This window comes from Parabacteroides sp. KHUB-03, assembly GCF_056640975.1.
Genome location: NZ_CM153257.1, coordinates 3,520,766 through 3,542,677, shown reverse-complemented (window position 1 = coordinate 3,542,677; position 21,912 = coordinate 3,520,766). Strand labels below are relative to the sequence as shown.

The following is a 21,912-nucleotide window of genomic DNA, read 5'->3' as shown; positions in this document are numbered from 1 at the left end:
TTACTTCACAAATTTTTTAACGATCGCGCAGGCATTATGACCACCGAACCCGAAGGTATTTGACAGTGCAGCCCGTACTTCTCTTTTTTGAGCTTTATTGAATGTGAAATTCAGTTTATAGTCTATTTCCGGATCATCATCACCTTCTGCGTGGTTGATTGTAGGAGGAACGATACCGTTATTTATTGCCATAATGCAGAGCATTGCTTCTATTGCTCCGGCGGCACCTAACAGGTGACCGGTCATTGATTTCGTAGAGCTGATATTCAGCTTGTAAGCGTGTTCTCCGAAAACTTCTTTGATCGCTTTTACTTCTGAGATATCACCTACCGGAGTTGATGTACCGTGAACATTGATATAATCAATATCTTCCGGAGCCATTCCGGCATCTTCTAATGCGTTGCGCATAACTAACTTCGCTCCTAATCCATCCGGATGGGAAGCTGTCAAATGATATGCATCAGCAGACATTCCTGTTCCTGCAATTTCGCAATATATTTTAGCTCCACGCGCCAAAGCGTGTTCCATTTCTTCTAATATCAGACAAGCACCACCTTCTCCCATTACAAATCCGTCGCGGCTTGCACTGAATGGACGAGAGGCTGTTTCGGGAGAATCGTTACGCGTTGATAATGCATTCATTGAATTGAATCCACCTACGCCTGATTCTGAAATAGCAGCTTCTGCACCACCTGTGACAATGACATTAGCCTTGCCTAAGCGGATGTAATTGTATGCGTCGCTAATTGCGTTTGTAGAAGAAGCACAAGCAGAGACTGTAGCAAAGTTCGGACCATGAAATCCATAAAGCATGGAGATATGTCCGGCTGCAATGTCTGAAATCATTTTCGGGATGAAGAAAGGATTAAACTTCGGACCAATTGTGTCTTTAGTCTTTGCATATCCTAGTACTTCTTCGTCAAATGTCTTGATACCACCTATACCAGAGGCAAAAATAACGCCGATACGGTTCTTGTCTTCCTTATCCAAGTCCATTGCTGCATCAGCGATCGCTTGTTTAGCAGCATCAATTGCGAATAAGCTATAACGATCACATTTGCGGGCTTCTTTGCGATCCATAACTGTCAATGGATCGAAGCCTTTTACTTCGCATGCAAATTGAGTCTTGAATTTGGATGCATCAAACTGAGTAATAGGCCCGGCTCCACTTTTCCCATTGATAATACCTTCCCATGTTTCAGGAAGGGTATTGCCAAGCGGAGAAATAGCTCCAAGACCTGTTACCACAACTCTTTTTAATTCCATACCTTTCAATAAAAGGATTGATTACTTCGCGTTTTCTTCGATGTACTTAATAGCGTCACCTACTGTTGTAATCTTTTCTGCTTGATCATCAGGAATAGAGATACCGAATTCTTTTTCGAATTCCATAATCAATTCAACAGTGTCAAGAGAGTCTGCTCCTAGATCATTAGTAAAGCTTGCTTCGTTTGTAACTTCTGTTTCTTCAACACTTAATTTATCAACGATAATAGCTTTTACTCTTTCAGAAACTTCAGACATAACTTTTTCAATTTAGATTAATAAATACGAATATACTTTTTAAATTTGCAGTGCAAAGAAAAGAATTTTTTATGTTACAAAACAAATTTAATGAGCTAAAAATGCGGAAAACTGCACATTATTTCTTTTCTTGTGCACTAAAACATCAAAAAATATGAAGAATATAGCGATTTTTGCCTCCGGTTCGGGTACGAATGCCGAAAATATAGCCCGATATTTTGCTAAAAGTGAAACTGTTAATGTTGCAGTTGTTTTATCAAATAATCGTAATGTCGGTGTACATGCCCGGGTAAATAAACTGGGAGTACCTTCATTTGTTTTTTCCAGGGATGAATTTGTTGAGGGGAAAGCTGTCTTGGCAAAGTTGACCGAGTATAAAATTGATTTTATTGTTCTCGCTGGTTTTATGAATAAGATTTCCGATGCTTTATTAAAAGCATATCCGGGAAAAATAATTAATATACATCCTGCATTATTGCCTAAGTATGGAGGAAAAGGTATGTTTGGTATGCACGTGCATGAGGCTGTCGTTGCTGCCAAAGAAAAAGAATCTGGTATTACTATACATTATATAGATGAGAATTATGATGAAGGGGCTATTATTTTTCAGGCTACATGCCCGGTTCTTTCTTCAGATACTCCGGAAGAAGTAGCAACCAAAGTGCATGCGTTGGAATATGCTCATTACCCGCATGTGATAGAGGAGGTTTTAAATATGTTATAATGCAGCTTTATATTCCGCAGGTGTCATTCCCATTTTTTCTTTGAAAAGGCGGTGGTAGGTTCTGACATTGCTAATGCCTGAATCTTGCGCAATGGCTTGAATAGTGTGGTGGGGATATTGTTTCATTAAAAGCATGGAATATTCCAATCGCATATCGTTAATGTAACTGTTGAAGTTGCTGTTTGCATTTTCCTGGAGCATCCGGGCAAATCTGTTTTTATCCGTTTTTATTCGTTTTAGAAGATATTCGCGTGTAAGATCTGGTTGCAAGAAAAGTTTTTCTTTAACTATTATTTCTTGTAATGTTGCGAATAGGTCGCTGTCGGCAGGCTCATTTGTTATTGAGACGATCTCTTTTACAGGCGACTTGATATTTGATTGGCTTAGTTCTTTGATTGTTTCGCGAGCTTGTTGTAGTTGATCCCTGCAAGAAATAAGTTGATCAGTCAGATTTGCTATAATTTTGTTTTTATGTCTGACAATTTGACTATTTCGATAGGTAAGCCAAGTTAGAAGAAGTAACAATATAATTATGTATGCAGAAATAATAAATAGCCTGCTCTGATCTTGTAGTTCTGCTGTGTCGGCATGTGTGACTGCTTTCTCCGAAGCCAGTATTGTCTGGTTATATATGTATTCCAGGGTTAATTTATTATTGTTTTGAAAGAAACCTATGGAAAATTGGGTTGTTAGTAGTATAAAGCAAAAGAGTAAGGGTTGTTTCATATCGGCATGTATTTGTTTTCTATTTAGAGTTGAACCCTAACGAAAGTAGTAGATGCCGCTCTTCCGGGGTGGCATTTATTACTGTATATGCCCTAAACTCCCGGGGATGATTGTAATTTGTACGGAACCATTCAAATTTATCAGGCGCTTCTCGAAGTGCTTTATCTACAACTGTTGGATTAAAGCTTGCCAGTATAGCTTGCTCAATTCTGCTTTGTGTGGAAAAACGATTCAAATCAATAATTGTGTTTTGAGGAGCGGGTGGAGTTACTTCTCCTATTTTTTCTATTGTGATGTGAAAAAACTTGCCGATATTTTCTAAACAGGTTCTTGTTCCGTTTGCTTTTCCGTCAGCAGAAAATCCTGCAATATGTGGAGTTGCGATGATTGCTTCTTCTAATAATTCACGGTCAATGTCCGGTTCATTTTCCCAACAATCGATAACTAGTTCGCTTATTTTGTTCTCCCGTTTAGCTTGTAGCAATGCCTGCGTGTCGTGTACTGCTCCACGGCAACTGTTGATGAACCAGGGGTTTCTTTTTAACTTGTTGAAAAACTCTTCGTTGGCAAGATGGCGGGTAGCGAAACGCCCTTCTTTTGTCAGTGGCACATGTATGGTAATAATATCTGCCTTTTGAGCTATTGTGTCGAGTGAAACGAATTCTGCTCTTCCCTCTGCTTCCTCCCGTGGAGGATCGTTTCGTAATACTTTCATGCCGTAGGCTGTACACAGTTTTTCCACCTCTTTTCCTACATGGCCAACACCAATTATACCAATGGTCTTGCCATTCAATGATTCATTCTTGTGTAATGATATTGCTACAATAGACGCCAGCACATACTGTGCTACGGATATGGCATTGCATCCCGGAGCATTTTTCCATGTGATTCCCGCTTCAGCGCAATATTTTGTATCAATATGGTCGAAACCGATAGTAGCCGTCGTGATCAGTTTTACTTTGCTTCCTTCAAGCAGTTTGCGATTGCATTTATCGATGCTCCGTACAATCAATGCGTCAGCATCTTTGACTTTTTCGGTATTAAATTCTTTAGAGTTAAGATATAGGACTTCGGCAAAAGGTTCGGCTATGCCTTTCAGGTAAGGAACAGTGTTGTCAGCTATTATTTTCATATTCTAATTGTTTAAAGTCATCTTAATTTATTCTTGTTGTAATGCGGACTTGCTTTTATCTGGAAAAATAAAGTGGACAGGATGGTTAAACAGGCACCAAAAAGATAGGCATAATCGAAACCTCCGAACCGCTGGGCTATGGAGCCACCTATCATTAATCCGGTACCGATACCTACATCCCAGCTCGTAAGGTAAGTGGAAGTTGCCGTACCACGTTGGCTGTTAGGAGCTAAATTGACAAATAAGGTGTTGAAAGCCGGGAACATTGTACCGAATGCCACTCCTTGTAGAAGTGCTATTACTACATAGAGATAGGAGGTAAAGCCAGGGTTCCATTTCATCAATGTCTGTAAAGACGCCAGCATAAAGAAACTTATGCAGGCCAGATACATACCTAATGATATGACTAATGTAATCCGCCCTTTGTCTACTTGTCTGCCTGAAAAAAGCCTTGATATTGCCAATCCTATTGCCATGAAGGTGAAATAAAGCCCGGCATTGACCGTTATTCCCAATTCTTCTGCATACATAGCGACATAGGTTGTTGTCATTCCATAAGGGATAGAAAGTAAAAGCAGGGAAATTCCTGCCCATGCTCCTTTTACCAGGAAAAAACGGTCTAATGATATGGGTTCGCGTTTTACCGGTTGTTTATAAGGTGTTTTTACCATATAGGCCATAATGAGCCCCAGACTTCCGGACAGTAGGGAACAGGTGAATATTACTTCGTATGAGCAAGTACCGTGCATGAATAATCCGATCATTGGCCCAAAACTCATAGCCGTATTATTGGCCAGTCCGTAATATCCGATGCCTTCGCCACGGCGTGAAGAAGGCAGGATGTCGATTACTATTGTATTCCCGGATACTGTTACCATGCCAAAGGCAAAACCATGAACAATACGTAAAGCAATAAACAGCGTTAATGTCGTAGCTAGCATATAGCCGCTGAAGATTGCGGTAAATATAAAATATGCCAACAGATATAAAGGACGGCGGGAGAATGTATCCAATAAATAGCCTGCAAAAGGACGAATGCATAAACAGGCTATTGTATAACATGACAGGATGAATCCGATCATAGACTTATCCGCCATAAACTGCTCTTTCAGATAAAAAGGAAGTATCGGCAATATGAGGTAAAAGGCGAAAAATAACAAAAAATTTGCCGTCAATATATAGCAAAAACCGGGTGATACTAGCTTGTCCTTTGCCATTGTTTGTTGTTTCAGATCGTTTCTTTCCGGTACAAAAGTAATAAATCATTCACTGCATGTGAACGATTTCAGGTAAAACCTTTTGTTTGCAGTAAACAATCTATGTACGAATAACAAGATGAAAAGTTCAGCTGATAACTATCAGCCAAGCGGCCGACAATTGTCAACCGTATGGCCGATAATTATTAACCGTATGGTTGACAATTGTCAACCTATATTTTTATCGTGGGTAAAAGTCGTATTCGTCCCAAAGAAAGACTACATGCTAAAAGAATGAATTAAAAAGATTTCATTACCTTTGCATCTTAGTATTTACGGTAAAAGAAATGAAAATATGAATTTTAGTGAACAATGCTGCCGGATTTTCGAACAAGCTACGGAAGCCTACCATGTTACCGATCATGTTGATGCAACGATACACAATCCTTATGAAGTAAAAAGTATAGAATTTTATCTCTACCTGAAGAACTGGATTGATGCTGTGCAATGGCATCTGGAGGATATAATCCGCAATCCATCTATCGATCCTGTCGGGGCATTGGCTATTAAACGCCGTATTGACAAGTCCAATCAGGACCGTACCGATTTGGTGGAGCTGATCGATAGTTTCTTTCTGGACAGATATAAAAATGTAAACGTTTTGCCGGATGCAACGATCAATACCGAAAGTCCGGCCTGGGCAGTAGACCGTTTATCTATTTTAATTCTGAAAATTTATCACATGCAACAGGAAGTGAACCGGCCGGATGCGGATGTTGAACACAAAGCTAGTTGCGAAAAGAAACTAGCCATCCTGTTGGAACAGAAAAAGGACCTTTCTACTGCTCTCGACCAGTTACTGGCAGATATTAAAACCGGCCGTAAATACATGAAGGTGTACAAACAGATGAAGATGTATAATGATCCGGCTTTGAATCCTGTATTATACGGAAATAAATAAGATGGCAAATGTATTGGTAATCAGACTTTCTGCAATCGGGGATGTGGCAATGACAGTTCCGGTAATTTATTCTGCGGCCAAGAGTAATCCTGCAGATACTTTTACGGTATTGACCCAGGCTTTTCTGATTCCGGTGTTCATGAATCGTCCGGATAATGTAAATGTTATAGGAATAAATACGAAAGGTTCAGAGAAAACGTTGGGCGGATTACTTAAATTTGCTTCGGCATTGTCGCAATATCAATACGATATTGTGTTGGACTTGCATAATGTAATTCGTTCGATTATTGTACGGAGCTTTTTCCGCATGAAAGGTAAGTCTGTCTTTGTATTGGATAAAACACGTAAAGAACGTGACCGTCTGACAAGCCAGAAGGACAAAAATCTTAAACAGCTTCGTCCGGTAATAGAAAGGTATGCGGATGTATTTCGTGCTGCCGGTCTAAATTATACAGAATCTTTTATTTCTCTTTATGAACAAAAACCAGCCGATTTGTCCGGGATGGAAACAATAGCCGGAGTAAAAACCGGTAAATGGATCGGTGTCGCCCCTTTTGCCAAGCATCGGGGGAAGATATACCCGGTTGACGACATGGAACAGGTGGTTGCCCGGCTGGCAGAACAAGAGGATATTACTGTATTTCTTTTTGGAGCAAAAGGGTACGAAGAAGCAGTATTGGAGGATTGGGCATTTCAGTATCCACGACTGAAAAATGTTGTCGGGCGTTACACGCTGGACAACGAATTGGCATTAATAAGCCAATTGGATTTATTGATTTGCATGGATTCTGCTAACATGCATTTTGCTTCTTTGGTAGGAACGCGTGTCTTGTCTATTTGGGGTGCGACTCATCCTTATGCCGGCTTCTATGGTTATCATCAGAAGGAACAAGATTCTATACAGGTGGATTTGCCATGCCGTCCGTGTTCTGTTTTTGGAGATAAACCATGCTTTCGTGGTGATTGGGCTTGCCTGACACAAATAAAGCCCGAAGCCATTCTGACTAAAGTGTTTTCCATACTCGACATAAAAGGATAAAAGTCTATTTGATAAAAAGGCTATGAAGATAGGGTTTGATGCTAAGCGTATAACTCATAACAGGACGGGATTAGGTAATTATAGCAGGTATATTGTGAATATACTTTCTTCTTTTTATCCTGGTAATTTGTACGAACTTTACTCTCCGGGTGAAGGTGATGCTCATTTACGTGCACAGGTAAATACCAGTCAGGCGATACGCTTTCATTATCCTTCCGGGTTAATTACATGCTTTCCGAAGGCTTTCTGGCGTTCGGTTGCATTATCTTCCGTTCTACAGAAAGATAAAATTGAATTGTTTCACGGATTAAGTAATGAACTGCCTTGTGGACTAAAGAAACGGGGTATTAAGTCTGTTGTGACAATTCACGATCTGATATTCCTTCGTTATCCCCGGTTTTATAGCCGGATAGATCGTTCTATCTATGCATATAAGTTCCGTAAAGCCTGCCGTGAAGCAGACCGCATAATTGCTATCAGCGAGATGACAAAGAGAGATATCATCCGCTTTTTCCATATTGATGCTGATAAAATAAAAGTTATTTATCAGGGTTGCGATTATTCTTTTATACAACCCGCCGATGATGAGAAGAAAGCAGCTGTCCGGAAAACCTATAACTTGCCGGAACGCTATATATTAAATGTGGGAAGTATAGAACGGCGAAAGAATTTACTTTTGGCTGTAAAAGCCATGAAGCAGATAGACAAGGATGTTGTACTGATTGCTATTGGCAAGCATACGGAGTATGCAGACGAAGTGGAACAATATGTGAAAGAAAATGACCTGGCAGACCGTGTCCGCCTTTTGAATCATGTGCCTTTTGAAGATTTACCGGCTATTTACCAACAAGCCTCTTTATTTGTGTATCCTTCTTATTTTGAGGGATTCGGTATTCCGGTAATTGAAGCATTGCATTCGGGCATACCGGTAATTGCGGCAACAGGCTCATGTTTGGAAGAAGCCGGAGGACCTGATTCTATTTATGTTGATCCTGATGATGACTCGGGAATGGCGGAAAGTATTGCTAAAGTATTGTCTTCTCCCGATTTGGTAAAGAAGATGACCGAATCTGGTAAAGCTTTTGTAAAGAACTTTTCCGATGAAATAATTGCCAGCCGTATAATAGAGCTATATAAAGAACTGCTTTAAAATTGTATTTTAGGTTTTAATACCAGCTTCATAATAAAATCATCCATTTCGAAACGTGCTGCACACCGGGGCATTAGCATTGGATTGCTTTTTGCACTTAAACGATCTGTAACAGTTGTAAAAGCAAGTTTATAACCGGCCTCTTTGGCTGTATGCTGTGCATAAGCTGTGACATCTCCTTTATTATAAATTCCGTTTGGGTAAGCCAGGTAGTCGCAGGAAACATGTAGCTTTTCTTCAATGATTTGTTTGCTACCTTTCAATTGTGTTTTTGTTTCTTCCTCTGTCTGGTAGATGTTACAGATGAAGTGGTCTTTACAATGTGATCCGATTGTACAGTTGTATTCTGTATGGAGTTTTATGACATCTTCCCAGTTCATCGGAGCTTCTATCTTGTGGAAATGACATAATTCTTCATATTCATCATGTGATATATTTTCAATTAGCTGATGGCAGATTTCATTAACCAGCCGGATATTGGAATGTTTTAAGATATGGATAACAGCGTCACAAATAGCCTCTCTCTGCATGTTGTTCTTTAATTCCGCCTTAAGCTTAAGGCAATCTATCTTTACAAAAGATAGATTATTATTCCGTATAATCATGCGTGCTATTGTTGTTGGGAAATAATTCCCGTTTTCGATATGATTGGTCGAAATAAATACGGTGAAAGGAATATTCAAAGATTTTAGAATAGGTGCGGCTATGGTTAGATTGTTCTTATATCCATCATCGAATGTCACAACTATTTCTTTTCCATTAAACTGGTTATTACGGAAGCGGTTTTCATATTCATGAATGGATATTACTTCGTAGTGCTTTGATAAAAAAGCTATCTCTTGTTCAAATATATCAGGGTTGATGTGCAGGGAATGGTTATTTTCTGCAAAATCTACGCCATGATAGAAAATGACTCTGGGATTTTTGTTCAGAAAACGTAATGCGCGGCTAATACCGAACTCTACCAGATTATGTTTCAGTTTACTATTTCTCATGTTTGTATTGTATCCAGTTTTCTGCTACTTTTTGATATTCAAAGTTAAGGAATAATCGGCTATGGGCCTGAAATGGATTTTTATTTTTTAATAATGGTAGTTTTGCCTCCATTAATGCCAGGTTGGTGGTTGTGTCACGTACGAGACTGTGATAAGAATTTTCACGGTCTATTGTATTGGAAATAATTTTCTTGAAACGGGTAAAGTATTTAATTTTATTCCCCATTGCGTGCTGGAAATGACGGAACATAACATCTTCATATCCGTAATTGCCACAAAATTCTTCATCATATCCTAAGGAAGAAAAGAAAGTCATTTTGGAAGTATAAAAGATATTACAAGGGGATTGTTGCTGATTTCCATTAGCATCAACCCGCTTGAATTTATATAATGTATGTTGTGGTATTTTGCTGTCTAATATTTGTGATAAAAGTTTTTCTGGGAAGAAGTGGTCGCAATCGGTCAGTATTATTTTGGGGCTGATTGCTTTTACAACTCCCAGATTACGGGCACCTCCCTGATTCCAGCGGATATCGCTTATTATACGATAAATCTGGTAGTTAATATTAATATGACTGGGAACTGTTACAGGTATAGGCGAACAATCATCGACTATAACAAATTGAATCCGTTTCAGGACTGCCGGGGCTATTTTGGAATAATCTTCCAATAAATTAGTTAAGACATTTGTATTTTTCTGATTAAAGAATACTGGCATTATATAACTTAATTCGATGTCTGCCGGTTGTATAGACTTCATATTTAATTTGTTTTACCTTATATCAAAATTACCTGAGATGCTGAAAAGGGGATAGGGCAAAACTAGACAAAGTTTTTTTACAATCCAATTATTCGGGAAGAATATCTTATCTTTGCCCTTCAGTATTGTCTTTTAGAGGCTGATAAGTTCATAAAGTCATGAAAAAAGGATCAACTATTTTAGTAACGGGAGGAGCCGGTTTTATAGGTTCTAACCTGTGTGAGTATTTGTTGCAGGAAGGGTATAAGGTGGTATGTCTGGATAACTTTGCAACCGGGAAACCCGAAAATATCAGTTCGCATTTTAATAATCCTTCTTTCAGATTGATTGTGGGAGATATCCGTAATTTATCGGATTGCGAAAAAGCGGTGGAAGGAGTAGATTATGTGTTGCATGAAGCTGCGCTAGGCTCCGTGCCACGATCCATAAAAGATCCGGTTACAACCAATGCTGTTAATATCAGTGGATTTATAAATATGCTTGTAGCGGCACGTGATGCAAAAGTAAAACGCTTTATTTATGCAGCCAGTTCGTCTACTTACGGTGATTCTGTTACTCTACCGAAAGAAGAGGATATAATAGGAAAGCCTTTGTCTCCTTATGCAGTGACAAAGTATGTAAATGAACTGTATGCGGATGTCTTTTCCAAAACGTACGGAATGGAATGCATCGGTTTACGTTATTTTAATGTATTCGGGCGACGCCAGGATCCGAACGGAGCTTATGCGGCAGTAATCCCTTTGTTTGTAAAACTGCTTATGGAGCATAAATCGCCTGTTATAAATGGAGATGGCGAATATTCCAGAGACTTCACTTATATAGACAATGTGATTCGGATGAATATGCTGGCGCTCTCTACTTCCAATAAGGAAGCGCTTAATACTGTATATAATACGGCTTTTGGTGAAAGGACGACACTGAATCAACTGGTTGGTTGTTTGAAAGAGTACCTGAGTGATTTTGATCCGGCTATAGCGGCTATTGAAGTTGAACACGGCCCTAACCGTTTGGGCGATATACCACATTCGTTAGCTTCTATAGAAAAGGCTAAAAGGCTGCTGGGCTATAATCCGCAGTTCAGTATGCGGGAAGGATTGAAACAATCGGTTCGCTGGTATTGGGAGAACCTGAAATAAATCGATTATTAAATGACTGTAACATGGAGAATATAAAGATTGCTGTTATTGGATTAGGATATGTAGGCTTGCCTTTGGCCCGATTGTTTGCTTCTAAGTATCCGGTCGTTGGTTTTGACGCGAAGCAGGCCAGAGTGGAAGAGCTGATGTCCGGACATGATTCTACATTAGAGGTAGGCGACTCGGTTCTGCAATCTGTATTGATAGATAAAGTGCCTTCCGCCGGAGAGAAAGGTTTGTATTGCTCCTGCCGGTTGGATGATATAAAGGACAGTAATTTTTATATCGTATGTGTGCCTACTCCGGTAGACCGTCATCATTCCCCTGATCTTACTCCTTTGTATAAAGCCAGCGAAACCGTGGGCAAGGTGATAGGCAAAGGCGATATTGTTGTTTTCGAGTCGACTGTTTATCCCGGAGTTACGGAAGAAGAATGCGTTCCGGTGATCGAAAAGGTGTCGGGACTAAAATTCAACGCAGACTTTTATGCCGGTTATTCTCCGGAGCGTATCAATCCGGGGGATAAGGAACATACGGTTGAGAAGATAAAGAAAGTAACTTCCGGCTCTACTCCCGAAGTGGCTAAAAAGATAGACGAAGTATATAACTCTGTTATTATAGCCGGAACCTTCCTTGCCTCCGGTATCAAAGTGGCGGAAGCAGCTAAGGTAATAGAAAACTCGCAGCGGGATATAAACATTGCATTTGTCAATGAGTTGTCTAAGATATTCAATCTGATAGGTATCGATACCAGTGAAGTGCTTGCCGCTGCTGCTACAAAGTGGAACTTCCTGCCTTTTAAACCGGGTTTGGTAGGCGGACATTGTATAGGCGTAGACCCTTACTATCTGGCTCAGAAAGCGCAAGACTATGGCTATCATCCTGAAGTAATCCTGGCCGGCCGGCGTATAAATGACAGTATGGGGGAGTATATTGCTAATCAGGTAGTGAAATGTATGATAAAGAAGGACCTGCCGGTACGTAATGCTGAAGTGCTGATATTGGGTTTTACTTTTAAGGAGAATTGCCCCGATGTACGTAATACAAAGGTTTACGATGTGGTAAAAGCCTTACAGGATTATGAAACGAAAGTGACTATTTATGATCCCTGGGCTAAACCCCGGGATGTTGAACACGAATACGGACTGGCAGTAACGGACAAGCTCCCGGAACACAAATATGCCGCCATTGTTCTTGCAGTGGCTCATAAAGAATTCCTTGCGCTGGATATTCAGGCTTTGACCATTCCTAATGGAGTTGTGTATGATGTGAAAGGTTGTATCGATCCTGCTATTGTTGATAACCGCTTATGAACATGCAGTATCGGATAAGTTCGGCATACGCTCATCTTGAGAAGGAAATCCTTTCCATCCCCGAGCGTTTTGATAAAGAGGGTGAACTTATTTATAGCGGACGCAATGTGCTGAAGGTGATGGATATTGGAGGTTTCCGCATGTGTATTAAGTCATTTAAGCTTCCGCATATCATCAATAGAGTAGCGTATGCCTATGTGCGCCCTTCAAAAGCCAGACGTTCGTACGATTATGCAGAACGTATGATGGAAATGGGTGTAGGAACTCCTGCCCCTGTCGGATACATTCTTTATAAGGATGCCATCGGGCTGACTTATAGCTATTATATCTCCCTTCAGCTGGACGGAGTAATAACGTTTCGTGAAATTGCAGAATTGCCGGAGGAAGAACAAGATGATGTATACCGCGCTTTTGCCCGTTTTACCTACGACTTCCATCAGAAAGGCATTTTCTTTATAGACCATTCTCCCGGTAATACATTACTTAGAAAAGAGGATGACGGCAATTATCATTTCTACCTGGTAGACCTGAACCGTACACGCTTCGAGCCTGTCTCTACGCAGAAAGGCCTGAAGAACTTGTCTATGCTGGAATTGCCCGACGATAAATTACGGATCATTGCGAAAGAATATGCTAAACTGAGCCATGCCGATGCCAATCGCATGGCGGAGCAGCTTGTGCAGTATTCATCTGCCCATAATAACTTTGTAGAATTAAAGAGCATAATCCGTGATAACAGGCGCCGCATCAAACGCCTGTTGTTCCCTCGAGATGCGAAATAATACGGTCGGCCAATGCATGCCAGTCGAAGTTCTTCACATGCCGGTAAGCGTTTTGCCCGAGCTGTTGGCGTAGAGTCTCATCCTCTATCAGTTTCTTAATCTTGCGGCGGAACAGGAATGTGTATCGCTTGGTGAGCAATCCTGTTTCTCCGTCTATCAGCAAGTCTTTGGTACCGGCTTGGGTGGCAATTACCGGAAGTGCACATGCCATCGCCTCTGACACGGTGTTAGACCATCCGGCATGACGTTCGGCAGCAACAAATAGATCGGCCTTGTTAAATATCTCCGAGTTCTTATCGAACGGATGGTTCTGGATGAAGTCGAACGGCACACTGGCCGTGAAGTTGTTTATCAGCTCCTGCGCTTTCTCGCTGATTGCCGTATCGAATAGCAACATGCGGATGTTGTACCCCTTCTTGTAAAGCTTTTCGCATGCACGGACAACATACTTTGTCCCCTTTACCCGTTCGGCCAGGCGCCCGTAGGCCATGACTACAAATGGACGGTCTTTTACTGCATAGCTTTCCTTTGCCTTGTAGTTGGAAGTATCAACTCCACCCAATGCCTTGAACGCTTCGATGCCGTATTTCTTTTTGTCGTGCAGGTAGATATTGGACGAGCAGGCAAATATCTCTACTCCTCCATGCTTCAGGAAGGGTTTCAGATTCTCGGTGATGCGGACATGATAAAGTATTCTCCGTCTGGCATTGGCTGTGGTAAGTTGTTCTATGAATTTTACTTCGGTGGTGAACAAAGCGTCAATAGAATCTTCCGTCAGCATAGAGAAAGGCTTTGTCTCTCCTTTGAAATTGAACCAGGTGGGAGAGGCTCCGTCGGGAGTATAGACCGTAAACGAATGTCCCTTCTCAATAAATATATTACCTAATTCCAGAAAGCGTTTTACGCCGCCGTATAATTTGGTATGCGGTAAGATAACTCCTAAATGCATAGTTCAGTTCTTATATTATAGATTGTTTTAACCTTATTCCCAGAGCGCTTTTGCCTGTCCGCTCTTCTTGAAAGCGCAAAGCCACTTCTTCAACCGGCTGCGTGAAATGTCTTTCTTTAGTAGCAATTCATTGGGTTTGCCTATTTTGCCGGCATCGAAAGGCTCTCCTCGTCTCAGGATATCTCTCATGAAAGAGGCGGATGTGATACCCCATTTCTGCAGGAATTGCAGACTGCCGTTATTCTTCCTTACGCGGCCTGTTGAAACGGATTCGAAGTGATACACCCGGCTTTCGGACAGACCCTTGAAGATACGTACGCCTGCCATCCACAGCTTGGCCGAAAAGTCGGGATCGCTATACATGCCGGGAGAGAACTCTACACTGTAGCCTCCTGCCAGATCCCACATTTCTTTATGCACCACATTAGGAGGCCAGGTAGAACCGAACCAGTCCGTATGTGGCAATGTGCGGTAGTTATCCAATAAGTCCTGCTCTCTGAACGTTTCGAGGCTCTCTCCGAAATTAGCAGGAGCAATGACGCTTTTGCAGAAAAAAGGGCGCGGCTGTATCAGCGTGGCGGACAGGAAGAACTTATTGTCCGGCATCCTTTGGATCTCTTCCCACAACACTTTGTCCCATTCGGGGCAGACGTACATATCGTCATTCATGTATAGGATATAATCCGTCTTTACCCGTGTTCGCAAGGCATTGAGTGCCCAGCAGACACCGGCATTCTCTTTGTTGTGGATGTATTCATATTCTTTGTTCTCCTTCAACCAGTCTGCGGTGCCATCCGAACCTTCGTTTACATAAATCAGTATCTGGTGTTTGTAAGTAGAGTTCTTACGGATGCTCTCCAGGCACAGTTTGAGGTAACCCAGATTGTTCCAGGTAGGGATGAGTATGGAGAATCGCTTGTCGTTTTGTGTCATTGTTTTAAACTATGAATGTGTACAGTGGTGCAAATATAGGGATTACTTTGGCAGGAAAGGAAATAGTATTTACCTTTATTGCCTTAATTAATGTAATCTAAATACTTACACAATGAATGTATCCCTGATTGTCTCTACTTATAATCGTCCGGACGCTTTGGAAGTTTGCCTCGACAGTATCAGACACCAAACAGTACTGCCCGACGAGGTAGTAATAGGCGATGATGGTTCGAAGGATGAAACCAAAGAACTGATAGAACGTATGAAAGCCGGCTTTCCTGTCCCCATTGTGCATGTCTGGCAGGAAGACAATGGCTTCCGCCTGGCAATGATGCGTAATAAAAGCGTGGCGGCTGCTTCGGGCAACTATATTATAGAAATAGACGGCGATGTCTTCCTTCATCCCCGTTTTGTGGAAGACCACATACGCCTGTCCGGAAAAGGCATCTATGTAAAGGGCGGACGCGTCAATCTGAATCGCGAGCTTACCGGAAAGATATGCCTTGAGCGGCGTGCTCCCCGGATATGGCCTTGGACTAAAGGCATTGAAAGCAAGCCGGAGAATGGCTTCCACTTCAAACACCTGTCCTCGTTTCTGGCGCCTCGTTACCGCAAGCACGCTTCTCCCGGATTAGGTTGTAATATGTCTTTTTATAAGGAAGACTACATCCGGATAAATGGTTACGACGAGTTCTTCGAAGGTTGGGGAGGCGAGGATTACGACTTTGCCAACCGCCTCCTGGCCAGTGGATGCGTAAAGCGCTACCTCAAGTTTGCCGGCATAGTCTATCACCTGTGGCACGAAGATAAATACATGCAGAATGCCGATAAGAACTTCAAGTATATGGAAGGCCAAAACAGCCATCAGGTCATAAGGTGCACCAACGGGGTGGATAAGTATCTATGATTCAACCCTGTTCTTGGTTTATTCATGCTGGGGGTGCGTTATTGTGAGTATAAAGTATCATTTCCTCCCGAAATCCGCCGGTATTTCTCCCCATTCGGAGGTTTCCCATTTAAGGATGCGGGTGGTGTAGGTATTTGTGTTGAGCCAGCGTTCGGCACGTTCTATCAGGTCGAATATGGGTTTGTTGGCAGGTTCGCGTTCGAGCAGGGTCTTGCACTTCTTCTTCTGTATCCAGAGGATGGCGTTGCGGCTATCCGAATAGAGGGGAAGGTCGCTACCGTTTTGTTTCAGAAAGGCAAGCCCGTGTACAATGGCCAGAAATTCGCCGATGTTGTTTGTTCCCCGCTTCAGGGGGCCTATGCGAAAGACCTCTTGCCCTGTTGCGGTGTATACACCCCGGTATTCCATGTCGCCCGGGTTGCCGCTGCAGGCGGCATCTACAGCCAGGCTTTCGTTGATGGGCTTTCCGACAGGTTGTGCCGGCGACAGTTTTGCCGCGGCTCTGGAAGATGCAGTCGTCTTCAGGTAGTGCATGTAGCCTTTTTCGTAGGCGGCGACGGCCTCTTCTTCGGTTTCGAACGATTTGTATTTGGCGCCGTCTTGTCCTTCTACCTGGGCTTTGCAGTCTGCCCAATTATCATAGACGCCCGGAGCAACTCCTTTCCATACGACGTAGTATTTATTCTTTGCCATGCTTGCCTTGTTGTTTTTCGCAAAGGTAGTATAATTATCCGTGACCTCCCAGTTCGGAGGCGTCTTTAGCATATTCCCGGTAGGCTTGTGCCCAGGCTTCCATGGTGTCTGTGCCTGGGCTTTCGGACGAAGCTCCCTACCTAGGGAGAAATAATCTCCTTAGCTAGGGAGAAACTATCTCCCTACTTAGGGGGCAATCATCTCCCTAGGTAAGGAGATGGTTTTAATGTGTGTGCTAAAGGAAGATCCGGGTTAGAGCTTTAGCTTGGCTCGTGTGCCGGCCGGAATGGCATCTTTGTGTACCATGATGTAGATGGTCTTGGCACGTACGAAGCTGTCCGACATGTTCAGGTAGCCGCCAAAGGCGTTGCGGTCTGTCCCCCAGGAGTTCTTGGTGATGTAATACTTTGTACCGTTCTGGTCTTTGGCGATGCCGGTGATGTGCATCAGGTGATCGTCGGTGGTGACAAAGGCTTCGAAGCCTTGTTGACGTACTTCGGGTGTGACGTTTATTTCCGGACAGGGTTGTTCAAACTTGTAAACCTCGTCCAGGCGTTCCTTTATGTCCATCTTCTCGAAACGGGCGCGGTCGGTGGTAGAGAAGTCTTCTACTTTTACGACTTCGGGGTTGATGGCTACACCGTTTTTGAAGGAGAAGCCTTTCTCGCTTACGTCGCCGTCCCAGCATACGGTATAGCCGTTGCCCAGGGCGCTGTCCATTACGGATATCAATTCGTCGAGCGGGAGGTTATACATTAGCTCGTGTTCCCAGTTGTCGGGCACTTCGGGACTGAACGGTTTATAGTAGGGGTGGTGCGTGAAACTGGTTAGTTCGATATAATCGTCCATGTCGAGCCCAAGGGAGGCGGCAAACGTTTTGGGGGTGTATTCCTTCCCTTTGTAGGTGAACTTTTCGGGGAGTTTGCCCAGATAGGTGTCGAACAGGTTGTTTATCAGCTTGTCGTATTCGGGGCTGCGGTGGCGTAGTTGTATGGCCACGTTGGCTATGGCGTGGAGGTACTTGACCAGTTCGCCGTGGTTATGGCGATCCGAATTGTAGTTGATGCCTGTGTAGGCCTCTTCGGGTACTACGCCTACCTGGTCGAAAGCGTGTTTGTAGGTGTGCGAGAGGCTTCCTTGCCCGATATTGCCTTTTCCTTCGCGCAGGTAGTTGTCTTGCAACTGGTTCATGTACTTCTGGCGTACGATGAACATTTCGGAGAGGTCGTACGTGCCTTTTCCCATACGCAGCAGCTCGGATTCGAGGAATGATGTGGTGGCAAAGCACCAGCATGTGCCTGTTGATGCCTGGTTCTTTACAGGCGTGGCCGGCAGTTTGACCACTTCGGTAAATTGGTAGCCTTGTGCAAAGGTTCCGCCGGCAGCCAGCAGGAGGGCACAAGATAAAGCGAGTGTTTTCATATGTGTAAATTATTAGAATCCTCTTGCAAACATTTTCCAGAACTCGTCGGCAAGGTTTTGCCAGTGTTGCATGGTGGCTCCGGCAAAGTCGGCCGTATATCCGGTCAGGAAGGCATTGGCGGCAGCGTCGCCCTTTTCTGCCCGTATGGCTTGGTAGCGGCTTTCTACAAAGGGCATTTCTGCTTGTCCTTTTTCTTCAAAGTGGGCGATGCCCTGGTTTATGAATTCCTTTGTCAAGCCCCAGCGTACGGTGGCTAGCTTATTTGCTTTGCGGTATTTCCAAATGGCGGCATCGTCGCGGTGGCGGTGTTGCCCGCAGATGTTGAAGGGTTCGGGCAGCTTTGTTGTTCCGCAGAAGATTGGGAAGCGGGGGCTTTCGCCGGGGTTGTCCAATGCCATCCATACTACGCCTCCAACGGCATCGGGCAGCCAGCTTCTTAGTTGTATCACGGTGGAATAGGAGCATTGGGGTACGGCTACCAGACGGTTGCGCGTCACGGCGCCTTCGCGGACGGCGTTCAGCATATTGATCATGTCTGTTGGCATCCACGGATTGGCAGCGGGGCTGATGATGGTGTCGGTCGTGTTTGTTTCTTTGTCCTTTACGGCTACCTTCAGGTTCTTGGTGACGTCCCATTCCGTCCCTTCGTATGTTTGGCGGAGCAGGGCCATTACGTCGGTAACGTTTACAGGCTTGTCCGGTTTTACGCTGATTGGCAGTTCTTCCTGGTCGAACGACAGCTTTAGCGAAGGGGCAAGCGCATTCAGAATGAAGTATTCGCGTACGCTGAATGATTTCGGTTCTCCAAAGTAATTGGCGCCCGCGTATGCTTTCCAGAACTTGAAAGGCTCTTTGCCGTCCCAATATCCCAGTCTGCGGGCTACATCGTAAACGTTGGCCGAGGCCATGCAGTTGTCTTTGTCTTTTAGGTTGAGAGTCGAAATTCGTGGGATGTTGGCCGATACGCCTACATGGTCGTCGGGTATGCGTACGGCAGCCCATACACCGCCTATTTTGTCGGGCCCTTCTCCAAAGAGTTCAAAGTGCCATACTTCGCGGGTGTCTGCAATGGTAAGGCATTCGCCTGAATCGCCATAACCGTATTTGGCAACCAGTTCGCCTATCAGGCGGATGGCATCACGGGCGGTTGTGCAGCGTTGTAAGGCTATCTTTTCGAGTTCTTCAATTACGAACATGCCTTTGGGGTTCTCCAGTTCTTTGCGGCCGGAGATGGTGGTCTCGCCTATGCCCAGTTGTTTTTCGTTCAGGCAAGGATAGGCTGTGTTAAGATATCGGTAGGTGGTATTCGCTTCGGGGATGGAGCCTTTATATTCCATCCGGTTCTGATCGTTGTAGTATTCGGTGTGCATCCTGCCGGTATAGATAGCAACAGTGGTGTCGTTGTTGTGTGTAGTTCCCGGTATGATATCCATCCATGTGCGGTAATTGCCGTCGCATGTATGGCTGGTTATGACAGAGCCGTCTGCCGATGCTTTCTTTCCCACCATGATGCTGGTGCAACTTTCCGGAGAATTAACAGGCTGTGAGTATTCAATTTCCTGTGCAATGACGGGTCCCCCGCAAATTAGCAGAGCGAGGACAAGGTTAACTATTTTATTCATATCGTTGTATGTTTAGGAACAGCGTGTAAAGATATAAAAAAAGCGATACCTTGTAAAGATACCGCTTAGTTGTTTTATCTGTTAAATCTTTTCTTCCTTGCGTCCCGTTCGGAAGAACTTCTGCGCCAGGGTTTATCCGAGCTGCGTCCTTTGCGGTCTCCTCCTCCGAAGTCTCTGCCGTCGCGTTTGCCTTTGAAGCTGCTTCCTCCGCGTCCTTTGCGGTCTCCTCCTCCGCCTTTCTGGGCTTGTGCCGGTTCCACGGAAATACGGCGGCCTTCTATTTCGAAGCCGTTCATACTGTCCATAACGCGCTTTGATTCACCTTCTTCTACTTCAAAGAATGAGAAGTTGTCGCGCAAATCTATCTTGCCGATGCGTACTTTGCCGGGAACGCATTTGTTGACAAGTTCTATCAGTTGGTTCGGGAATAATCCGTCCGCTTTACCGAAGTTAAGGAAAAAGCGTGCAAAGCCTTCTTCTGCTTCATGGCCGCGACGACTGCCGCGTTCCCCTCTTTCCCCTCTCTCTCCGCGTTCAGATCGTGAACTGCGTTCATCTACTACCTGGATTTCGTCTGCATCTTTGTAATAGTCTATCATGCGGTTGAATTCCATGGATACAACGCGTTTGATAATGTCTTCTTTGTCCAGCCATTCCAGTTTACGGAAGATGGAGGGCATAAGTGAAGCGATTTCTTCTTCGTCTACTTTTACTTTCTCAATCTGGTCTACCAGGTTGAACAACTGCTTTTCGCAGATTGCATGTCCGCTCGGGATTTCTCCTTTTTCGAACTTCTTGTTCAGTATGCGTTCTATTTCGCGGATTTTGCCTTTTTCTTTTATATGGCAGATAGCGATGGAGATACCGGTTTTGCCTGCACGTCCTGTACGTCCGCTTCGGTGTGTGTATGATTCCACTTCATCAGGCAAGCCATAATTAATAACATGTGTCAGGTCGTCAACGTCCAGTCCTCTGGCTGCTACATCTGTTGCTACCAGCAGTTGGATGTTTTTTACGCGGAACTTCTGCATTACATAGTCTCGCTGCGCCTGGCTCAGTTCTCCGTGTAAGGAGTCGGCATTGTAGCCATCCTGTATCAGCTTATCGGCAATCTCCTGAGTTTCTTTACGTGTACGGCAGAAAATGATACCGTATATGTTGGGGTAAAAGTCTGCAATACGTTTTAGCGCCAGATATTTATCGCGTGCATGAACCATGTAGTAAACATGCTTGATGTTTTTATTACCCTCATTCTTCCGTCCGATAACGATCTCTTTCGGGTTGTTCATGTACTTCTTTGTAATGCTGGCAATGCCCTGTGGCATTGTAGCAGAGAACAGTAGCATATTGCGTGAAGCAGGAACTTCCGCCAGAATTGCGTTAATGCTGTCGGTAAAGCCCATGTTCAGCATTTCATCCGCTTCGTCCAGAATTACATTCTTTATATTGCTAAGGTCTACTGTTTTACGGTTCATTAAATCCAGCAGACGTCCCGGAGTGGCAACTACTACGTGTACTCCTCTTTTCAGCATCTTTATCTGGCTTTCTATGCTTGATCCGCCATATACGGGTAATACTTTCAGATTATCGATATATTTGGAATAATCATTCAGATCGTCTGCGATCTGCAAACAAAGTTCGCGGGTAGGACATAGGATAAGAGCTTGTGGCTGATATATATGAACGTCAATTTTTTGTAGGATCGGCAAACCGAATGCTGCAGTTTTCCCTGTTCCTGTCTGTGCGAGTGCGATTACGTCATTATCTTCTCCCAGTAAGAAAGGAATCACTTCCTCTTGTACGGGCATGGGCGATTCGTAGCCCATTTCTTGAATTGCCTTTAATATAGGTGCGGCAACTCCTAATTCTTCAAATGTTTTCAAAATGCGATGTTATATATTGTGTATAATATTCAGAACGTGCAAAGGTACGCAAATAATTTTGATA

General features: G+C 43.5%; 22 protein-coding genes. 9 read left to right on the top strand and 13 right to left on the bottom strand.

The window, feature by feature from the left end; all coding sequences use genetic code 11:
* Complete coding sequence (gene fabF, locus ACYIB7_RS15125; protein WP_103982900.1) at positions 1-1,266, bottom strand: beta-ketoacyl-ACP synthase II; 1,266 nt, start codon at positions 1,264-1,266, stop codon at positions 1-3.
* A gap of 21 nt (positions 1,267-1,287) precedes the next feature.
* On the bottom strand, positions 1,288-1,524 hold the full coding sequence (locus ACYIB7_RS15120) for an acyl carrier protein (RefSeq protein ID WP_099464725.1): 237 nt from the start codon (positions 1,522-1,524) through the stop codon (positions 1,288-1,290).
* A gap of 154 nt (positions 1,525-1,678) precedes the next feature.
* Between ACYIB7_RS15120 and purN the strand changes: the two genes are divergently transcribed.
* Positions 1,679-2,248, top strand: coding sequence for a phosphoribosylglycinamide formyltransferase (gene purN, locus ACYIB7_RS15115; RefSeq protein ID WP_099464724.1), 570 nt, complete (start codon positions 1,679-1,681; stop codon positions 2,246-2,248).
* Here purN and ACYIB7_RS15110 read toward each other — a convergent pair.
* Genes ACYIB7_RS15110 through ACYIB7_RS15100 form a run of 3 tightly spaced genes read right to left on the bottom strand, consistent with a single transcriptional unit; the run spans position 2,243 to position 5,323 of the window.
* Complete coding sequence (locus ACYIB7_RS15110) at positions 2,243-2,974, bottom strand: helix-turn-helix domain-containing protein (protein ID WP_103982901.1); 732 nt, start codon at positions 2,972-2,974, stop codon at positions 2,243-2,245. The genes purN and ACYIB7_RS15110 overlap by 6 nt on opposite strands.
* Positions 2,975-2,993: 19 nt before the next feature.
* Complete coding sequence (gene pdxB, locus ACYIB7_RS15105; protein WP_480337659.1) at positions 2,994-4,106, bottom strand: 4-phosphoerythronate dehydrogenase PdxB; 1,113 nt, start codon at positions 4,104-4,106, stop codon at positions 2,994-2,996.
* A 17-nt stretch (positions 4,107-4,123) separates the two neighbouring features.
* Positions 4,124-5,323, bottom strand: a complete 1,200-nt coding sequence (locus tag ACYIB7_RS15100) for an MFS transporter (protein ID WP_103982903.1) — start codon at positions 5,321-5,323, stop codon at positions 4,124-4,126.
* A gap of 118 nt (positions 5,324-5,441) precedes the next feature.
* Here ACYIB7_RS15100 and ACYIB7_RS15095 point away from each other — a divergent pair, with 118 nt between their 5' ends.
* Genes ACYIB7_RS15095 through ACYIB7_RS15080 form a run of 4 tightly spaced genes read left to right on the top strand, consistent with a single transcriptional unit; the run spans position 5,442 to position 8,452 of the window.
* The gene (locus tag ACYIB7_RS15095) at positions 5,442-5,600 is read left to right on the top strand and encodes a hypothetical protein (RefSeq protein ID WP_480337657.1); all 159 of its coding nucleotides are present in this window, start codon (positions 5,442-5,444) and stop codon (positions 5,598-5,600) included.
* Positions 5,601-5,657: 57 nt separating this feature from the next.
* The gene (locus ACYIB7_RS15090) at positions 5,658-6,263 is read left to right on the top strand and encodes a DUF4254 domain-containing protein (protein ID WP_103982904.1); all 606 of its coding nucleotides are present in this window, start codon (positions 5,658-5,660) and stop codon (positions 6,261-6,263) included.
* A gap of 1 nt (position 6,264) precedes the next feature.
* Positions 6,265-7,302, top strand: a complete 1,038-nt coding sequence (locus ACYIB7_RS15085; RefSeq protein WP_103982905.1) for a glycosyltransferase family 9 protein — start codon at positions 6,265-6,267, stop codon at positions 7,300-7,302.
* 22 nt (positions 7,303-7,324) lie between these two features.
* Positions 7,325-8,452 (top strand): glycosyltransferase family 4 protein, encoded by a 1,128-nt coding sequence (locus tag ACYIB7_RS15080; RefSeq protein WP_103982906.1) that lies wholly within the window; start codon positions 7,325-7,327, stop codon positions 8,450-8,452.
* On the opposite strand, the gene ACYIB7_RS15075 is transcribed toward ACYIB7_RS15080, so the two are convergent.
* The gene (locus ACYIB7_RS15075) at positions 8,449-9,447 is read right to left on the bottom strand and encodes a polysaccharide deacetylase family protein (protein ID WP_480337655.1); all 999 of its coding nucleotides are present in this window, start codon (positions 9,445-9,447) and stop codon (positions 8,449-8,451) included. The two genes, ACYIB7_RS15080 and ACYIB7_RS15075, sit on opposite strands and share 4 nt — an antisense overlap.
* Positions 9,437-10,207, bottom strand: coding sequence for a glycosyltransferase family A protein (locus ACYIB7_RS15070; RefSeq protein WP_103982908.1), 771 nt, complete (start codon positions 10,205-10,207; stop codon positions 9,437-9,439). The genes ACYIB7_RS15075 and ACYIB7_RS15070 overlap by 11 nt, the downstream gene beginning before the upstream one ends.
* 158 nt (positions 10,208-10,365) lie before the next feature.
* Here ACYIB7_RS15070 and ACYIB7_RS15065 point away from each other — a divergent pair, with 158 nt between their 5' ends.
* Genes ACYIB7_RS15065 through ACYIB7_RS15055 form a run of 3 tightly spaced genes read left to right on the top strand, consistent with a single transcriptional unit; the run spans position 10,366 to position 13,438 of the window.
* Positions 10,366-11,343 carry an SDR family oxidoreductase gene (locus tag ACYIB7_RS15065; RefSeq protein ID WP_103982909.1) on the top strand — a complete coding sequence of 326 codons (978 nt, stop codon included), beginning with the start codon at positions 10,366-10,368 and terminating at the stop codon, positions 11,341-11,343.
* 23 nt (positions 11,344-11,366) lie between these two features.
* Positions 11,367-12,656 (top strand): nucleotide sugar dehydrogenase, encoded by a 1,290-nt coding sequence (locus tag ACYIB7_RS15060; protein WP_480337652.1) that lies wholly within the window; start codon positions 11,367-11,369, stop codon positions 12,654-12,656.
* A 2-nt stretch (positions 12,657-12,658) separates the two neighbouring features.
* Positions 12,659-13,438, top strand: coding sequence for a lipopolysaccharide kinase InaA family protein (locus ACYIB7_RS15055; RefSeq protein ID WP_160034641.1), 780 nt, complete (start codon positions 12,659-12,661; stop codon positions 13,436-13,438).
* On the opposite strand, the gene ACYIB7_RS15050 is transcribed toward ACYIB7_RS15055, so the two are convergent.
* Positions 13,404-14,387: a glycosyltransferase family 4 protein gene (locus tag ACYIB7_RS15050; protein WP_480337650.1), complete on the bottom strand. Its 984-nt coding sequence runs from the start codon at positions 14,385-14,387 to the stop codon at positions 13,404-13,406. The genes ACYIB7_RS15055 and ACYIB7_RS15050 overlap by 35 nt on opposite strands.
* Positions 14,388-14,420: 33 nt before the next feature.
* The gene (locus ACYIB7_RS15045) at positions 14,421-15,320 is read right to left on the bottom strand and encodes a glycosyltransferase family 2 protein (RefSeq protein ID WP_103982911.1); all 900 of its coding nucleotides are present in this window, start codon (positions 15,318-15,320) and stop codon (positions 14,421-14,423) included.
* A 112-nt stretch (positions 15,321-15,432) separates the two neighbouring features.
* Here ACYIB7_RS15045 and ACYIB7_RS15040 point away from each other — a divergent pair, with 112 nt between their 5' ends.
* Positions 15,433-16,227, top strand: coding sequence for a glycosyltransferase family 2 protein (locus tag ACYIB7_RS15040; RefSeq protein WP_480337648.1), 795 nt, complete (start codon positions 15,433-15,435; stop codon positions 16,225-16,227).
* A 57-nt stretch (positions 16,228-16,284) separates the two neighbouring features.
* Here the strand turns inward: ACYIB7_RS15040 and ACYIB7_RS15035 are convergent, their stop codons facing one another.
* From ACYIB7_RS15035 to ACYIB7_RS15020, 4 genes are all read right to left on the bottom strand, one after another.
* Complete coding sequence (locus tag ACYIB7_RS15035) at positions 16,285-16,920, bottom strand: ribonuclease H1 domain-containing protein (RefSeq protein WP_103982914.1); 636 nt, start codon at positions 16,918-16,920, stop codon at positions 16,285-16,287.
* A 252-nt stretch (positions 16,921-17,172) separates the two neighbouring features.
* Complete coding sequence (locus ACYIB7_RS15030; protein ID WP_103982915.1) at positions 17,173-18,342, bottom strand: C1 family peptidase; 1,170 nt, start codon at positions 18,340-18,342, stop codon at positions 17,173-17,175.
* Positions 18,343-18,354: 12 nt separating this feature from the next.
* Positions 18,355-19,965 carry a dipeptidase gene (locus ACYIB7_RS15025; RefSeq protein ID WP_480337646.1) on the bottom strand — a complete coding sequence of 537 codons (1,611 nt, stop codon included), beginning with the start codon at positions 19,963-19,965 and terminating at the stop codon, positions 18,355-18,357.
* 74 nt (positions 19,966-20,039) lie between these two features.
* Complete coding sequence (locus ACYIB7_RS15020) at positions 20,040-21,791, bottom strand: DEAD/DEAH box helicase (protein WP_103983683.1); 1,752 nt, start codon at positions 21,789-21,791, stop codon at positions 20,040-20,042.
* Between the last annotated feature and the right edge of the window lie 121 nt (positions 21,792-21,912).

Bases quoted from the DNA above. Each gene is read 5' to 3' on its own strand.
- fabF (WP_103982900.1), bottom strand. From the start codon at position 1,266: ATGGAATTAAAAAGAGTTGTGGTAACAGGTCTTGGAGCTATTTCTCCG.
- ACYIB7_RS15085 (WP_103982905.1), top strand. From the start codon at position 6,265: ATGGCAAATGTATTGGTAATCAGACTTTCTGCAATCGGGGATGTGGCA.
- ACYIB7_RS15070 (WP_103982908.1), bottom strand. From the start codon at position 10,207: ATGAAGTCTATACAACCGGCAGACATCGAATTAAGTTATATAATGCCA.
- ACYIB7_RS15100 (WP_103982903.1), bottom strand. From the start codon at position 5,323: ATGGCAAAGGACAAGCTAGTATCACCCGGTTTTTGCTATATATTGACG.
- ACYIB7_RS15050 (WP_480337650.1), bottom strand. From the start codon at position 14,387: ATGCATTTAGGAGTTATCTTACCGCATACCAAATTATACGGCGGCGTA.
- ACYIB7_RS15035 (WP_103982914.1), bottom strand. From the start codon at position 16,920: ATGGCAAAGAATAAATACTACGTCGTATGGAAAGGAGTTGCTCCGGGC.
- ACYIB7_RS15060 (WP_480337652.1), top strand. From the start codon at position 11,367: ATGGAGAATATAAAGATTGCTGTTATTGGATTAGGATATGTAGGCTTG.
- ACYIB7_RS15090 (WP_103982904.1), top strand. From the start codon at position 5,658: ATGAATTTTAGTGAACAATGCTGCCGGATTTTCGAACAAGCTACGGAA.
- ACYIB7_RS15110 (WP_103982901.1), bottom strand. From the start codon at position 2,974: ATGAAACAACCCTTACTCTTTTGCTTTATACTACTAACAACCCAATTT.
- ACYIB7_RS15095 (WP_480337657.1), top strand. From the start codon at position 5,442: ATGAAAAGTTCAGCTGATAACTATCAGCCAAGCGGCCGACAATTGTCA.
- ACYIB7_RS15065 (WP_103982909.1), top strand. From the start codon at position 10,366: ATGAAAAAAGGATCAACTATTTTAGTAACGGGAGGAGCCGGTTTTATA.
- ACYIB7_RS15075 (WP_480337655.1), bottom strand. From the start codon at position 9,447: ATGAGAAATAGTAAACTGAAACATAATCTGGTAGAGTTCGGTATTAGC.
- ACYIB7_RS15020 (WP_103983683.1), bottom strand. From the start codon at position 21,791: ATGGGCTACGAATCGCCCATGCCCGTACAAGAGGAAGTGATTCCTTTC.
- ACYIB7_RS15040 (WP_480337648.1), top strand. From the start codon at position 15,433: ATGAATGTATCCCTGATTGTCTCTACTTATAATCGTCCGGACGCTTTG.
- ACYIB7_RS15055 (WP_160034641.1), top strand. From the start codon at position 12,659: ATGCAGTATCGGATAAGTTCGGCATACGCTCATCTTGAGAAGGAAATC.
- purN (WP_099464724.1), top strand. From the start codon at position 1,679: ATGAAGAATATAGCGATTTTTGCCTCCGGTTCGGGTACGAATGCCGAA.
- ACYIB7_RS15120 (WP_099464725.1), bottom strand. From the start codon at position 1,524: ATGTCTGAAGTTTCTGAAAGAGTAAAAGCTATTATCGTTGATAAATTA.
- ACYIB7_RS15025 (WP_480337646.1), bottom strand. From the start codon at position 19,965: ATGAATAAAATAGTTAACCTTGTCCTCGCTCTGCTAATTTGCGGGGGA.
- ACYIB7_RS15030 (WP_103982915.1), bottom strand. From the start codon at position 18,342: ATGAAAACACTCGCTTTATCTTGTGCCCTCCTGCTGGCTGCCGGCGGA.
- ACYIB7_RS15045 (WP_103982911.1), bottom strand. From the start codon at position 15,320: ATGACACAAAACGACAAGCGATTCTCCATACTCATCCCTACCTGGAAC.
- ACYIB7_RS15080 (WP_103982906.1), top strand. From the start codon at position 7,325: ATGAAGATAGGGTTTGATGCTAAGCGTATAACTCATAACAGGACGGGA.
- pdxB (WP_480337659.1), bottom strand. From the start codon at position 4,106: ATGAAAATAATAGCTGACAACACTGTTCCTTACCTGAAAGGCATAGCC.